Annotated in this window: 13 protein-coding genes; 3 read left to right on the top strand and 10 right to left on the bottom strand. The window is 63.9% G+C overall.

All coding sequences use genetic code 11. The features are described 5' to 3' along the window. Together AB0N72_RS20180 and AB0N72_RS20175 are read left to right on the top strand one after the other, a co-directional pair. A partial coding sequence (locus tag AB0N72_RS20180) for an isocitrate lyase/phosphoenolpyruvate mutase family protein (protein ID WP_364081414.1) occupies positions 1 to 606 on the top strand: 606 nt, incomplete at its 5' end. A 77-nt stretch (positions 607 to 683) separates the two neighbouring features. After that, a complete protein-coding gene (locus AB0N72_RS20175) occupies positions 684 to 1823 on the top strand; it encodes a bifunctional 2-methylcitrate synthase/citrate synthase (RefSeq protein WP_363934851.1) in 1140 nt (379 codons plus the stop codon). 66 nt (positions 1824 to 1889) lie between these two features. On the opposite strand, the gene AB0N72_RS20170 is transcribed toward AB0N72_RS20175, so the two are convergent. Beyond that, positions 1890 to 2387: an NUDIX domain-containing protein gene (locus AB0N72_RS20170; RefSeq protein WP_363934849.1), complete on the bottom strand. Its 498-nt coding sequence runs from the start codon at positions 2385 to 2387 to the stop codon at positions 1890 to 1892. 56 nt (positions 2388 to 2443) lie between these two features. Here AB0N72_RS20170 and AB0N72_RS20165 point away from each other — a divergent pair, with 56 nt between their 5' ends. Then, the gene (locus AB0N72_RS20165; protein WP_363934847.1) at positions 2444 to 3172 is read left to right on the top strand and encodes a hypothetical protein; all 729 of its coding nucleotides are present in this window, start codon (positions 2444 to 2446) and stop codon (positions 3170 to 3172) included. An 8-nt stretch (positions 3173 to 3180) separates the two neighbouring features. On the opposite strand, the gene xerD is transcribed toward AB0N72_RS20165, so the two are convergent. The 9 genes from xerD to AB0N72_RS20120 form a co-directional block, all read right to left on the bottom strand. Further along, positions 3181 to 4140, bottom strand: coding sequence for a site-specific tyrosine recombinase XerD (xerD, locus tag AB0N72_RS20160; RefSeq protein WP_363934852.1), 960 nt, complete (start codon positions 4138 to 4140; stop codon positions 3181 to 3183). A 2-nt stretch (positions 4141 to 4142) separates the two neighbouring features. Beyond that, positions 4143 to 4805, bottom strand: coding sequence for an NUDIX hydrolase (locus AB0N72_RS20155; protein WP_363934846.1), 663 nt, complete (start codon positions 4803 to 4805; stop codon positions 4143 to 4145). Positions 4806 to 4833: 28 nt separating this feature from the next. Beyond that, positions 4834 to 6579: a CTP synthase gene (locus AB0N72_RS20150; protein WP_363934845.1), complete on the bottom strand. Its 1746-nt coding sequence runs from the start codon at positions 6577 to 6579 to the stop codon at positions 4834 to 4836. Positions 6580 to 6737: 158 nt separating this feature from the next. Further along, positions 6738 to 8477 carry a DNA repair protein RecN gene (recN, locus tag AB0N72_RS20145; RefSeq protein WP_363934843.1) on the bottom strand — a complete coding sequence of 580 codons (1740 nt, stop codon included), beginning with the start codon at positions 8475 to 8477 and terminating at the stop codon, positions 6738 to 6740. 3 nt (positions 8478 to 8480) lie between these two features. Then, complete coding sequence (locus AB0N72_RS20140; protein ID WP_363934841.1) at positions 8481 to 9512, bottom strand: NAD kinase; 1032 nt, start codon at positions 9510 to 9512, stop codon at positions 8481 to 8483. A gap of 13 nt (positions 9513 to 9525) precedes the next feature. After that, entirely contained in the window at positions 9526 to 10338 is an 813-nt protein-coding gene (locus AB0N72_RS20135; protein ID WP_363934839.1) for a TlyA family RNA methyltransferase, read from the bottom strand. 3 nt (positions 10339 to 10341) lie between these two features. Beyond that, a complete protein-coding gene (locus AB0N72_RS20130) occupies positions 10342 to 10590 on the bottom strand; it encodes a hypothetical protein (protein ID WP_363934838.1) in 249 nt (82 codons plus the stop codon). 9 nt (positions 10591 to 10599) lie between these two features. Beyond that, complete coding sequence (locus tag AB0N72_RS20125; RefSeq protein ID WP_363934836.1) at positions 10600 to 11586, bottom strand: HAD-IIA family hydrolase; 987 nt, start codon at positions 11584 to 11586, stop codon at positions 10600 to 10602. After that, positions 11579 to 13426, bottom strand: a complete 1848-nt coding sequence (locus AB0N72_RS20120; protein ID WP_363934834.1) for a hypothetical protein — start codon at positions 13424 to 13426, stop codon at positions 11579 to 11581. Before AB0N72_RS20120 ends, AB0N72_RS20125 begins: the two co-directional genes overlap by 8 nt. Between the last annotated feature and the right edge of the window lie 319 nt (positions 13427 to 13745).

The raw sequence follows: 13745 nt of genomic DNA, 5'->3' as shown, positions 1-13745 counted from the left end.
GCCCGCACCATCCAGGAACTCGAAAACGCGGGCCTGGCCGGCTGCCACATCGAGGACCAGTTCAACCCCAAGCGCTGCGGGCACCTGGACGGCAAGAACGTTGTGGACGTCGACACTGCTGCCAAGCGCATCCGCGCCGCAGCAGACGCGCGGCGGGATCCGAACTTCCTCATCATGGCCCGCACCGACATCCGCGCCACCGACGGAATACAGGCAGCCCAGGACCGGGCCCGTGCCCTGGTGGACGCAGGCGCTGACGCGATCTTCCCCGAAGCCATGCGCGATCTGGACGAGTTCCAAGCAATCCGCGACGCCGTGGATGTGCCCATCCTGGCCAACATGACCGAGTTCGGCAAAAGCGAGCTCTTCACCGTCGAGCAGCTGCAAAGCGTCGGCGTGAACATGGTCATCTACCCCGTCACACTCCTCCGCATTGCCATGGGCGCTGCAGAGCGTACTCTGGAATCGATCAAGGCTGAGGGGACCCAGGAAGCGCACGTGGACAAGATGCTCACGCGAGCGCGCCTCTACGAACTCGTTGACTACGAGGCATACAACCAATTCGATACCGGCGTTTTCAACTTCCAGGTCCCTGGCGTCCGCTAGGTTCCGGAATCATCAAGGGGAACGCGGGCCTGCCGGAAATCCCCGGCGCGCCCGCACTAGGAACGAAGGAGTTCAGCATGGTAGCTGTTGACATCAAAAAAGGCCTTGCCGGCGTCGTGGTGGACTACACCGCTGTCTCGAAGGTCAACCCGGACACCAACTCACTGCTGTACCGCGGGTACCCGGTCCAGGAACTGGCCGCAAAATGCAGCTTCGAAGAGGTTGCCTACCTTTTGTGGAACGGGGAGCTGCCCAATGAAACGCAGCTGGCCGAATTCACTGCCCGCGAGCGCGCAGGCCGGGCCCTGGATCCTGTGGTGAAGCAGGTAGTTGATGCCTTGCCCACCACGGCCCATCCGATGGACGTGTGCCGTACGGCCACCTCCGTTATGGGCGCCCGGCATGAGCTTGCCGAGGACTCATCGCCCGAGGCCAACATGAAGAAGGCCATTGACCTGTGGGCGGCCATGCCCGCCGTTGTGGCGTATGACCAGCGCCGGCGCCGGGGCCAGGAAGCAGTGGAACCCCGCGATGACCTGGACTACTCCGCGAACTTCCTGTGGATGGCGTTCGGTGAAGAACCCGTGGATGAGGTCGTGGAGGCGTTCAACGTCTCGATGATCCTCTACGCGGAACACTCTTTCAACGCTTCCACCTTCACCGCCCGGGTAGTCACCTCCACGCTCGCGGACCTGCACTCAGCCGTGACCGCTGCTATCGGCGCGCTCAAAGGTCCTCTGCACGGTGGTGCCAATGAAGCAGTCATGCACACCTTCGATGAGATCGGCATCCGCAGCGAGGAATCCCTCGAAGAGGCCGCCTCCCGCGCCAAGACGTGGATGGAAGATGCCCTGGCCCAGAAGAAGAAGGTCATGGGCTTCGGTCACCGGGTCTACAAGCACGGCGATTCCCGGGTGCCCACCATGAAGGCCGCACTGGACAAGATGATTGCCCACTACGGCCGGCCGGAGCTCCTGGGTCTCTACAACGGCCTGGAGCAGGCAATGGACGAAGCCAAGGCCATCAAGCCCAACCTCGACTACCCGGCCGGGCCCACGTACCACCTGATGGGCTTCGACACCCAGACGTTCACGCCCTTGTTCGTGGCCAGCCGCATCACGGGCTGGACGGCGCACGTCATGGAACAGGTTGCCTCCAACTCCCTGATCCGCCCGCTAAGCGAATACAACGGGCCAGAAGAACGGCACGTGCCGTAGGACTGCCCTCTCCGGCAAAGGGACGACGGCGGCCTGGTCACCGAAAGGCGACCGGGCCGCCGTCGTTTACCCACTGGGTTCCACCCACTCCACGGTGTGTACGTCCGCCACATTCTCGTTGTCCGCTGCCAGGGCCACGCGTACGGCAATGCGACGGCCGGAAATCATCGCCGGGAGCCAGTGTTCAGCATCGGCCCACATCCGCTCCACCGGTAGCCTGCCAACAGGGAACCAGGCGGGAGCAATCTCCTCGCTTTCGGACGGCTCGCCAACCCACGTGCGGGTCAGGAAAACCGTGGTAGCCATGTTCCACTCGGGCCTGGCCGGAAATACGAAATCAACGGTCCCGGCTGGAACCAGGTCAGCGGCCCGGACCTCGACATTGATCTCCTCCATCACCTCACGGCACGCCGCTTCGATGGCGGTCTCCCCTGCTTCGACGTGTCCTCCGACGCCCACGACTTTGCCGCGTCCGAATCCCGTCTTCTTGGTTCCCAGAAGGACGTGTTCGCCGTCGGATCCGCTGCGAAGCAGGAAGCACAAGGTCACATGGGCTGCAGTCATGCTGCCTACCTTAACCTGCTCTCCCCCGCTGCAGCGGCCATTGCTACAGTGACCCCATGAGTGAAGGTGGGGGTAGCGCGGAAGCCGATGTGGCCGCCGTCGACGAGGCTGTTCAGCTGCCTGTCCGGAAATCGAGGGTCGAACGCGACGCCTGGCTGCCCGGCTGGTTGGTGTCACATCCCCTCTACGCGGGTTGGGCATGGACCGTGGTGTGGGCCGGACTGATCGTCCTGGACGAAGTGGTGGACCTGGCAGGCTGGACCTGGTACCTGCTGGTCCTGATGGCGGCACTGCCCACCGTGATCTCCACTTTGGTGGTACTGCACGCGACGCCGCGGAGCCATTTACGCGCCGTCGACGCGACCGTACTGGGCCACTTCTTTGTCCGGTTCCTGGGCCTGGTGGCGGCTTTCATGGTGTGGGCGGCCTCCGTAGTGCTCAGCGCATCCATCTCCACCACTGTCCAGTCAGTGATCGGGGATTCGGAGAAGGAAGTCACCGCTCTGGGCTTCAACCTCATGCTGGCGGCCGTTCCGCTGGTGGTCTCCATCCTGTGGATGGCCTTCATTGTGCGGTGTGCGTGGTTCCTGCGGCGTTTGCGGGGCTGGCGGCAGGTGCCCGTCAAGACTCGCGTCCCCAAGAAGTTCCTGCGCGGCCGGCCACGGCTTAAGCGCGTAGTAGTGGGACTGGCCCACCCGGGTCTTTTGCTCGTTGCAGGGCTGGGGACATCGCTGCTGGCGATTTTCGTGGACGCGGTCGAAGTGACGCTGCACGTCCTGGAGTAGCCCGTCGGCTATCCAAGGGCCCTGGGGTGCGCCGCCGCATACACTTCACGCAGGGTGTCAGCCGTGACCAACGTGTACACCTGTGTGGTGGTAACAGAGGCGTGTCCGAGCAGTTCCTGTACCACCCTGACGTCGGCGCCGCCCTCAAGAAGGTGTGTGGCGAAGGAATGCCTCAAGGTGTGGGGCGAGACGTCCTTGGTGATGTTTGCCTTCTCCGCAGCAGTCTTCAGGATGGTCCAGGCACTCTGCCGGCTGATGCGGCCGCCCCGCGCGTTGAGGAAAAGCGCAGGGGTGCCTTTGCCTTTGGATGCCAGCAACGGACGGCCGCGGACAACATAGGCCCCGACGGCGCGTGCACCGTAGGAGCCAAGGGGAACCAACCGTTCCTTGGAGCCTTTGCCGAACAACCGTACGATGGCCGGCCCGACGCCGCTGTCTTCGAGCGAGACGTCGTCCACGTCCAGTCCAACGGCTTCGCTGATGCGGGCTCCCGTGGAGTAAAGGAATTCCAGGAGAGCGCGGTCCCGGAGGCCGGTAGCACTGTCCGAACCTGCTGCTTCAAGGATTCGCGTCACTTCGCCGACGCTGATGGCTTTCGGAAGCCGCTTGCCTGGCATAGGCGGGTGGACATCGCTGGCGGGGTCCGCCGTCGTGGTTCCTTCCAGCGCCCAGAACTTGTGGAGGCCCCGGACGGCAACCACTGTGCGGGCCGCCGAGCGGACGCCCAGCGCTGCTGCACCATCGGAACCATCGGACAGCGCCTGGACAAAAGCCGTCACGTGATGGCGCGTAATCTCGCCAGGCTTCTCTGCACCCTGTGCTGCCAGGAAATTCGAGTAGCGTGCCAGGTCACGACGGTATGCGGCCAAGGTGTTCGCTGCGAGTCCGCGTTCCACGCCAACGTGCTGCAGGTAGTCCGTCACCGCGCGGTCAATCGCGTTGGTGGCTCTGGTGGCGGCCTCCGCCATGCTCAGCGCTGGCTCGGGTGTGCCGGCCACGGCGCGTTGGCAGGACGCAGGCTGGTGAAGCCGTCTGCCTTGGCAGCGGCTGCTGCGAGGATGCCCAGCACGGCGGACGGGTTGTGCAGGCGTCCTTCCATGACGGCTTTCACAGCCTCGTCGAGGGGGACCCAGTGCAGCTCGATTTCCGCCTCTTCATCCGTGCGGACATGGCGGTCAGCTTCCGGGACGTCCCGCAGGCCACGTGCCAGGTAGATGCGCACGGCCTCACTGGAAGAACCAGGCGAGTTGAAGAAATCCACCAGGACGTTCCAGGTCGCAGCCACAAGGTCGGCTTCCTCAGCCAGTTCCCGGGCAGCACCCACCACGAAATCCTCGCCCTCAACGTCCAGCAAACCGGCCGGGATCTCCCACAGGTCCATGCCAACCGGGTGACGGTATTGCTTCAGCAGCAGGATTTCCCCGTCGACGTTCATGGGGAGGACGGCAACGGCGCCCGGGTGGTCGATATAGTCCCTGACCAGCGTGTCCGTGCCCTCGCTGAGCTGGAACGAGTCACTGACCACGTCCCAGATGCGGCCCTCGTAAACCTTGCTGGTGGACAAAAGACGGCGCGGGCTCGGCATGTCCGAAACCTGCCTTGAGGTGCGGGGGGTTTCAGAAATACCGGGCATCGCGCCGTCCTACGTTTGTTGTTGCGTTTTACTTGGCTGCTACCGTGCGGGCGCCGGTCTTGGTGGCAACGGGGCTACCTTCGCGACGCTCCAGCGCGGCCTTGACCAACCCTGCGAACAGCGGGTGGGGGCGGGTCGGGCGAGAGCTAAGCTCCGGGTGCGCCTGCGTAGCAACGTAGTACGGGTGGACTTCACGGGGAAGCTCAACGTACTCCACGAGCTTGCCGTCAGGAGAAGTACCGGAGAACACCAGGCCCTCCGCCGCGATCTGGTCGCGGTACTTGTTGTTGACCTCGTAGCGGTGGCGGTGGCGTTCGCTGACCGTGGTGGTGCCGTAGGTCTCGGCAATGACCGAGCCCTCGTCCAGCTTTGCTTCGTACAGGCCAAGGCGCATGGTGCCGCCGAGGTCTCCCTTGCCTTCAACGATGTCCAGCTGCTCTTCCATGGTGGCGATGACCGGGTACTTCGAATCGGGCTCGAACTCGCTGGAGGAAGCACCCTCAAGGCCAACCACGTTGCGGGCGTACTCGATCACCATGCACTGCAGGCCAAGGCACAGGCCCAGGACAGGGAGCTTGGACTCGCGGGCGAACTTCAAGGCGCCGAGCTTGCCTTCAAGGCCGCGGATGCCGAATCCGCCAGGAACGCAGATAGCATCCACGCCGGACAATGACTTGGTGGCACCGGCCAGGGTTTCGCACTCGTCCGAGGGGACCCAACGGATCTTGACCTTGGCCTCGTTGGCGAAGCCACCCGCGCGGAGGGCTTCGGTGACCGAAAGGTAAGCGTCCGGAAGGTCGATGTACTTGCCCACCAGGGCAATTTCGACCTCGTGCTTGGGGTTGTGGACGGCTTCAAGCAGCTTGTCCCACTTGGTCCAGTCAACATCCTTGAACGGCAGGTCCAAGGCACGGACGATGTAGGAGTCCAGGCCCTGGGAGTGCAGGGTCTTGGGGATGTCGTAGATGCTGGGTGCGTCTGCGGCGTTGACCACGGCGTCGATGTCGACGTCGCACATGCGGCCGATCTTTTCGCGCATGGCGTCAGGCACTTCGCGGTCCGAACGGATCACAATGGCTTCAGGCTGGATACCGATGGAGCGCAGGGCTGCCACGGAGTGCTGCGTCGGCTTGGTTTTCAGTTCCTGGGACGGACCGATGTACGGCACCAGCGAAACGTGCAGGAAGAACACGTTGTTGCGTCCCACGTCCTGGCGGACCTGGCGCGCCGACTCAAGGAACGGCTGGGATTCGATGTCGCCCACGGTGCCACCGATTTCGGTGATGATGACGTCCGGAGCGTTCTTGCCTTCGGCAGGCAAACGCATACGGCGCTTGATCTCATCCGTGATGTGCGGAATGACCTGGACGGTGTCTCCGAGGTATTCGCCGCGACGTTCCTTCGCGATGACGGTGGAGTAAACCTGTCCCGTCGTCACGTTGGCCGAACCTTCAAGGTTCTCATCGAGGAAGCGCTCATAGTGTCCGATGTCGAGGTCGGTTTCGGCGCCGTCATCCGTCACGAAAACTTCACCGTGCTGGAAGGGGTTCATCGTGCCCGGATCCACGTTCAGATAGGGATCGAGCTTCTGCATAGTTACAGACAAACCGCGTGCCCGCAGCAGGTGGCCGAGGCTGGAAGCCGTCAGACCCTTACCGAGCGAGGACGCCACACCACCGGTGACGAAGATGTGTTTGGTCGTCTTGGACGAGCCCGGGAACCGGGAATTTACACGGGAATTTGATCGCTGCACCACGGAATTCGAGCTTATCATCAATTACGCCTTCCAAGCGTCCTGTTCGGATTCCCCAAATGGTCAATAGTTGCCCAGGACCGCGTTCCAATCAAGAGCCGGGCGGCCAAAAGTATGTTGATGTGATGGTGCTCGCACTCGAAATTCGTTCTCTTCCAGTGCTGCCCACGGCTGTGGTGTCAGGCCCGCTGCGGCAGGAGCTTGGCGTCGTCCAGGAGTTCCTGCGCATGTGCCTGCGCGGATTCAGAGTCTTCCTGCCCGGCCAACATGCGCGCCAGCTCCTTGACGCGTTCGTCGTCGCTGAGCAGCTGCACGTCGCTTGAGGTGAAGCCGGTGGCCGTCTTGCCATCCGAACCCCTCACGGAGGTCTTGGTGACACGGATGTGCTGGTCGGCGAAGGCCGCTACCTGGGGCAGGTGGGTAACCACCAGGACCTGGACGTGGCGTGCCAGCATGGCCAGCCGGCGTCCGATTTCGACGGCGGCCCGTCCGCCTACCCCAGCGTCCACCTCGTCGAAGACGAACGTCGGAACAGGATCGACGGCAGCGAGGACAACCTCGATGGCCAGCATGACCCTGGACAGTTCACCTCCGGAGGCTCCCTTGCCCAAGGGACGGGCTGGGGCGCCGGAGTGCGGCTGCAGGAGGAAGGCGATCTCGTCAGTCCCCCAGGGGCCCAGCACATCGCTGCGTTCCACTTCGATGACCAAGGTTGCATCAGCCATGGCCAGGGCTTTCAGTTCCGCGCTGACGCGTGCGGAAAGGTCCTTGGCTGCTTTCGAACGCGCCTTGCTGATGGCTGCTGCCTGCTTGCGCAGAGTCACTTCCGTGGACGCCACCTCGGCATCAAGGGATTCGATGCGGCTGGAATCGTCCTGCAGCTCGTCCAGCCGCTTCCTGGCCGTGGCCGCCCACTCCAGGACTTCATCAATGCTGGGGGCATACTTGCGGATGAGCTTGGCAAGGGCCGCCCTGCGTTCCTCGATTTCGGACAGCCGCTCAGGACCCTCGGTATCCAACGCTGCCTGGTAGCTGGCCAGTTCGGCCGCGATGTCGTTGAGGAGGAAACCCACTTCGGCCAGCCTGGTCGCCGCTGATCGCAGCTCTTCGTCGTGGTCGGCAACATGCTCAAGGGTCCGTTTTGCGGCATCGACCATGGTGGTGGCGTCCCCGGAATCCCCGAATTCCTCCGCGATGAGCGATTCGTGGGCCGCCGCGGCAGCGAGCCTGAGTTCTTCGACGTTGGCCAGTTTTACGGCCTCGGCCTTCAGGGTCTCGTCCTCTCCCGGCTGGGGATCGACGTCGTCAATTTCCTTGAGGGCCGCATCCAGTGACTCTGCCTCCCGCAAGCGCTCACGGGCCTCGCCACGAAGGGTTTCCAGTTCGCCTTGGATCGATTTCCAGTGGCTGTACAGCTCCTGGTATTCGCCCAGGACCTTTGCCAAGGGTGCGCCAGCGAAGCGATCCAGGGCATGTCGCTGTGCCGTGGCGGTCTTCAGCCGGATCTGGTCCGACTGGCCGTGCACCACCACCAGGCTCTCGCCAAGTTCGGCCAGAACCCCAACCGGTGCCGCCCGTCCCCCAACGTACGCCCGGCTGCGGCCATCCGCACCCACGGTGCGGGCCAGCAGCAGTTCAGCCACGCCGTCGAACTCTTCAGCCTCACCGCCGGCCTCCTTGGCCCGCTCTACAGCGCCATGCGCCGGATCAAGTTTCAATACGGCCTCAGCGGACGCGGACTTGGCACCGCTGCGGACAGCACCAGCGTCTGAACGGGCACCCAGCAGGAGCCCGACGGCGGTCACCACCATGGTCTTGCCGGCACCGGTTTCGCCGGTGACGACGCTCAGTCCCGGCCCCAGGGGCAAGGCGGCGTCCGTTATGACGCCGAGATCACGGATTCGGAGTTCTTCAAGCATGGTTCACTTCGCATTCGTGGGGTCGGAAGGGTCACCGTCCCGGGGACCGTCTACAGCCCGCGGGCTGGGCAAAGGCGCCGGAGACAGGGTCCTGATGACCGGGATGGGGCCTGTGTGTACTTCGCTGCTTCGAGGCGCCGGGCCACGCCAGCCGTGGATGGGGAGCTCGAACTTTCTGACCAGCCTGGCTGAGAACGGGGTTTTGTGCGTCCTGGCCAGGCGCACGGGGGTGGCCGAGCGGGTCACCTCCACGCGGGCGCCAGGCGGGAGATCCACCGAGCGCCGCCCGTCGCACCAAAGGACACCCAGGGCGTCGGTCCGGTTCATGATTTCGACGGCCAGCTTGGAGCGCGGAGACACCACCAACGGCTTGGCGAAGAGTGCGTGGGCGCTGATCGGCACGATCACCAAGGCTTCCACCTCGGGCCAGACAACCGGCCCGCCCGAGGAAAAGGCGTAGGCAGTGGACCCTGTAGGGGTTGCCATGACCACACCATCGCAGCCGAAGGACGTCAACGGACGCTCATCGACCTCTGTGACGACCTCGAGCATCCGTTCCCGGTTTGCTTTCTCGATCGCAGCCTCATTCAGTGCCCAGGTGTGCCAGATCTTTTGGCCCTTGATCCACACCTGGACATCAATGGTCATGCGTTCTTCCACCGTGTATTGGCGGCTCGCGATCCATTCAACAGTCTGGGCGAGGTCGGCCCGTTCGCTTTCGGCAAGGAAGCCCACATGCCCGAGGTTCACTCCAAGCAGCGGGACATCGACCTCGCGGACCAACTCAGCGGCGCGCAGGATAGTACCGTCGCCGCCCAGCACCATGACCAGCTCCACGTCTTCCAGGCTGACGTGGTCGTTCAAAATCTCAATGGGAGTGTCAAGGGCACCGAAGAACCGCTCGATATCGGCAAGCTCAGACTTCTGCAGCACAGGAACCAAACCTGACGAGTGCAATTGCGTACAGGCATCCCATGCGGCGCGGAGCGATTCCTCCCGCCCAGTGTGGGCAAGGACAAGTACACGCCTGCTCATCGGGTTCTGCTTTCTAGTGGTTCGGCCAGAGGGTCTTCAACAAGGCAGCTACGTGCTGGTCCCGCTCTTCGATCTTAGGCAACTCGACCGACATCCTGCGCGTCATCCACAGGAAGTATTCAACATTTCCGTCCTGGCCCGGCAGCGGGCTGGCCGCCAGGCCCTGAAGATCCAGGCCCGCATCAACGGCGGCGCGGGCAACCTGGGCAACAGCCCGGCGTCGTTCATTGTCCGAAGAAACCACGCCTGTCCGGCTGAGCCGCTCCTTGCCGACCTCGAACTGCGGCTTCACCATCAGGACGAGGTCGCCGCCCGGTTCCGTGCATTGCGCCAACGGGTGCAAAACCAAGGTCAGCGAGATGAACGACAGGTCCGCCACCGTCAGCTGGGCAGGACCCCCGATCTGCTCCGGGGTCATATACCGGACGTTGAGCCCTTCATGAACTTCCACCTTGGGGTCTTCCCGCAACTGCGGGACCAACTGGCCGTGGCCAACATCGACCGCTACCACCTTCGACGCACCCTGTCGAAGCAGCACGTCAGTGAAACCGCCCGTGGAGGCACCGGCGTCGAGGCACCGCATACCGGGAACCACGACGGCGGGAAAGGCCTCGAGCGCGCCGGACAGCTTATGTCCGGCACGGCTGACGTAAATGTCCTCGAGATGGGCTTCGACGGCCAAGTCCGTGTCGCCGTCCACCTGAAGTGCGGATTTCACCAGGACTGACCCGCCGGATGTGACCTTGCCATCGCTGATCAGCTTCGCGGCATGGGTCCTGGACCTGGCAAGCCCCCGGGTGACCAGTTCCTGATCGAGTCGTGCCATGCGTCAGCTGTTGCCTTCCGGAATTTGTGGGCTGGGTTTGCCAGGGAGGCCCGGCTCGGCATCCAGGGCCTCCAACAAGGAATCATGGATCCGGATGTACAGCTCGCCGTGTTCCTCCAGTGGAGCATCCGGAACGCTGTCCAGGAGTCCGAGCGCCCCGTCCACCAAGGCATCACCTGTGGCATTCGCGGCATCGGGCCACTGGACCCCGGCGTCCGGCTGGGGCGCTGTGATTTCGTTCGGCTCGGTCATCGCACCAGTCTAGTGAGTACGCCATTCCAACTGCGGAGCCCGGGCCTCGGAAGTCTCGGGGACAGCCGCCCACCAGGCAGCGCAAGCAGCGCGCCAGGCATCGAGGTCGTCCTCGTCACCCGTTACTGTCACGGTGCCGTGCTCAGCAACAGCCGAAGCGGCTCCGCAACGGAACGTGCCGCCGTCGGCATTAACCGCTGGGTACGGAACGTACAGACCTTCCAGGTCCGCGAGCAGGTAGTCAGGCCGTTCCTCGGTGCGTGCGGCCAGAATGGTGCCGGTGGTATCGACGCCGGTGAGGACGGCCGCCGTCGCGAATCCCGCGCGGTTGCCACCCAGGATGTCGGTGTCGAGGCGATCCCCCACCACCAGCGGACGTTCGGCGTTAAGCCGCTTCGCCGCTGCATGGAACAACGGCGCTTCGGGCTTGCCGGCCACCAGCGGAGTCTTGCCCGTGGCAGCTGCCACCGCAGCTACGAGCGTTCCATTTCCCGGCGCCATGCCACGAGCCTGGGGAATGGACATGTCAGTGTTCGTCGCGAACCACATGGCACCGCCGGCTACGACGTAAGAAGCTTCCGCCAGGTCCTTCCAGCCGATCTCCGGATTGAAACCCTGGACAACGGCCACCGGAGACTCCGCTGCGCTGTGCACAGGCTTGAGACCCACCAGTTCGATCTCATGGGCCAAAGCCGGGCTGCCGGTAATCAGCACATGGGCGCCCGCAGGCAGCATGGAAGCCAAAAGCTCCCCTGCTGCCTGGGACGAACTGACCACCTGGTGATCCTCTGCGGGTGCCCCAAGCTCGCGCAGGTGCGCCGCAACCTGGGCAGGTGTCCTGGAAGCGTTGTTGGTGACGTAACCCAGGCCAACTCCCACGGACTCCAGCCGCTGGAGTGCCTCTACGGCGCCCGGAATGGCGTGCGGGCCTGCGTAGACAACCCCGTCCAGATCGGAAAGGACAGCGTCAAAGGAGGAAATCAGCGAATCAGCCATGCTGGGTGTCGGTACCCTCGTCGCCTGCTTCTGCGTCGCCGGACTCGTCGTCATCTTCGGCAGAATCGACATCGGACTCGGCGTCGTCAGATTCGAAGTAGTCCGACTCGGCGTCGTCGAGTTCAACGTCGTCGTGCGCAACGTCAGCCGCGGCAGCCTCAGCGATGACCTCTTCCGCTTCGGGCCTCACGGCGTCATCATCGGCAACCGGCTTCTGGAAACGCGGCTTGCGCGCGGCTTCTTCTTCCTGCTCATCCCAACCGAGGTCAAGGATCTCAGGCTCAGCGAAGTCGCCGACACCCAAAGCATTCTCAGCCACCAGCGCTTGGCGTGCCCACTTGTCTGCTTCTTCGGTACGGCCAACGGCAGACAACGCCTGGGCGTACGCACGGAACAGGCGGGGGCTGTAAGAGAACGCGCGGTTGATGTCCAGTTGCGGGATCTCAAGCTCGCTGACGGCAGCATCGAGCTGGTCCAGATCCGTGCGGGCACCTGAAGCGACGATCGCCAATTCCACCTTGCCCGGAGCATCAAGATCCTGGGCTTCGGGAGAACGCACCATGTCCAATGCACGGTCCGGACGGCCAAGGCCCCGCTCGCAATCGGCCATTACCGGCAGATGGACGTTGGACCCGCTGATGCGGCGGTAGGTCCGGAACTCGCGCAGGGCTTCACCGTAATGGCCGGCAGCGTAGGCAGTAAGGCCTACAGCTTCACGAACTACGGAGAGACGGCCCCCACGGCGGCTCGCGGCCAGCGCGTGCTGGAAGGCAAGCTCCGGCTCAATGTCGATCAAACGGCCAGCCATGACAAGGTGCTTCGCAACCCAGCCGGCACTCTGCTCTTCGAGCGTCTTGATCTGGTGGCCCGTGGCGCGGTCCAGCTCCTTGCCCGTAACGTCATCATCAATTTCGGGAGAACGTTCGCGGTCAGGACGGTTCGAGCTGCGGATGTCCTTCGCGTTGGGGACGCGGGCAGGGCGTTCTTCCCAGGAGTTTCCGCGGTCGCTGCCGAACGAACGGCGGTCTCCATCGCGGGACGGACGTTCACTGCGGTCACCGCGGTCACCGAAGGGCTTGCGGTCGTTGTTGAAGGGCCTGCGGTCGCCGCTGTCGCGACGAGGGCCATCGAAGTTACGGGGACCCCGCTCAGGACGGTCACCAAAGGGCTTCCGATCGCTGTTGAACGGACGGCGTTCACCCTCACGGGCCGAACGCTCGCTGCGATCGCCAAAGGACTTGCGGTCGCCACGGTCGTTGCGGTCGCCAAACGGCTTGCGGTCACCGCGGTCTTGACGGGGACCATCGAAGTTGCGCGGGCCACGCTCAGGACGGTCACCAAAGGGCTTGCGGTCGGCGCGGTCGTTGCGGTCACCAAACGGTTTGCGGTCACCGCGGTCACCGCCGAATGAACGGCGTTCGCCGTCACGGGCCGGACGCTCGCTGCGATCGCCGAAGGACCGGCGCTCCCCACGATCATTGCGGTCGCCGAACGGCTTGCGGTCACCGCGGTCACTGCCGAACGAACGGCGTTCGCCGTCACGGGCCGGACGGTCGCTGCGATCGCCGAAAGGCTTACGGTCGGCGTTGTCACGACGAGGGCCGTCGAAGCTCCGGGCGCCGCGATCAGGGCGGTCGCCAAATGGCTTGCGATCATTGTTGAAGGGGCGACGTTCACCGTCGCGGGCCGGACGGTCGTTTCCGTCCCGGTTCTCCCTGGAACGGAATCCACGGGGATCCCCACCCGAATTGTTGTTGGCGCGGTACGAGCCGCGGTCGTCCCTGTTTCCGCCGAAGTTTCCGCGATTACCGCCGCGATTGCCGCCGTTGTGCTCAGCCATAGTGGATTCCTCCTGTTGCGAGCCGACCACTGGCGCGTGCGTAGTCGCTCATAACCCTTATTTCGTTGTCACGCCGCCGGAGGCGCCACGCCACCGACTCGTATGTCTTATGCAATTCTATTCGACGCCGCCACAGGCACCGAACGCGCGAAGCCGCATTCGCCCGTCTCGTGGCAAGTCTCACAAGCCGGTGCTGGCCTGTTCTGGTCTTGGTGTGGTGTTGTTTTTAAGTGCGAAGAGCCCCGACCGTGTGGTCGGGGCTCTTGCTAATGTGTGTCCGGCGGTGTCCTACTCTCCCACACCCTCCCGGGTGCAGTAC

Source organism: Paenarthrobacter sp. NPDC089307, assembly GCF_040685055.1.
In the GTDB taxonomy this organism is placed as follows: Bacteria; Actinomycetota; Actinomycetes; order Actinomycetales; family Micrococcaceae; genus Arthrobacter.
Note: the sequence above shows the minus strand (reverse complement) of the source record. Positions and strands in the feature narration are given on the sequence as shown.

Excerpts from the sequence above, each read along its gene's own strand:
- AB0N72_RS20175 (WP_363934851.1), top strand. The coding sequence starts at position 684 with ATGGTAGCTGTTGACATCAAAAAAGGCCTTGCCGGCGTCGTGGTGGAC.
- AB0N72_RS20170 (WP_363934849.1), bottom strand. The coding sequence starts at position 2,387 with ATGACTGCAGCCCATGTGACCTTGTGCTTCCTGCTTCGCAGCGGATCC.
- AB0N72_RS20165 (WP_363934847.1), top strand. The coding sequence starts at position 2,444 with ATGAGTGAAGGTGGGGGTAGCGCGGAAGCCGATGTGGCCGCCGTCGAC.
- xerD (WP_363934852.1), bottom strand. The coding sequence starts at position 4,140 with ATGGCGGAGGCCGCCACCAGAGCCACCAACGCGATTGACCGCGCGGTG.
- AB0N72_RS20155 (WP_363934846.1), bottom strand. The coding sequence starts at position 4,805 with ATGCCCGGTATTTCTGAAACCCCCCGCACCTCAAGGCAGGTTTCGGAC.
- AB0N72_RS20150 (WP_363934845.1), bottom strand. The coding sequence starts at position 6,579 with ATGATAAGCTCGAATTCCGTGGTGCAGCGATCAAATTCCCGTGTAAAT.
- recN (WP_363934843.1), bottom strand. The coding sequence starts at position 8,477 with ATGCTTGAAGAACTCCGAATCCGTGATCTCGGCGTCATAACGGACGCC.
- AB0N72_RS20140 (WP_363934841.1), bottom strand. The coding sequence starts at position 9,512 with ATGAGCAGGCGTGTACTTGTCCTTGCCCACACTGGGCGGGAGGAATCG.
- AB0N72_RS20135 (WP_363934839.1), bottom strand. The coding sequence starts at position 10,338 with ATGGCACGACTCGATCAGGAACTGGTCACCCGGGGGCTTGCCAGGTCC.
- AB0N72_RS20130 (WP_363934838.1), bottom strand. The coding sequence starts at position 10,590 with ATGACCGAGCCGAACGAAATCACAGCGCCCCAGCCGGACGCCGGGGTC.
- AB0N72_RS20125 (WP_363934836.1), bottom strand. The coding sequence starts at position 11,586 with ATGGCTGATTCGCTGATTTCCTCCTTTGACGCTGTCCTTTCCGATCTG.
- AB0N72_RS20120 (WP_363934834.1), bottom strand. The coding sequence starts at position 13,426 with ATGGCTGAGCACAACGGCGGCAATCGCGGCGGTAATCGCGGAAACTTC.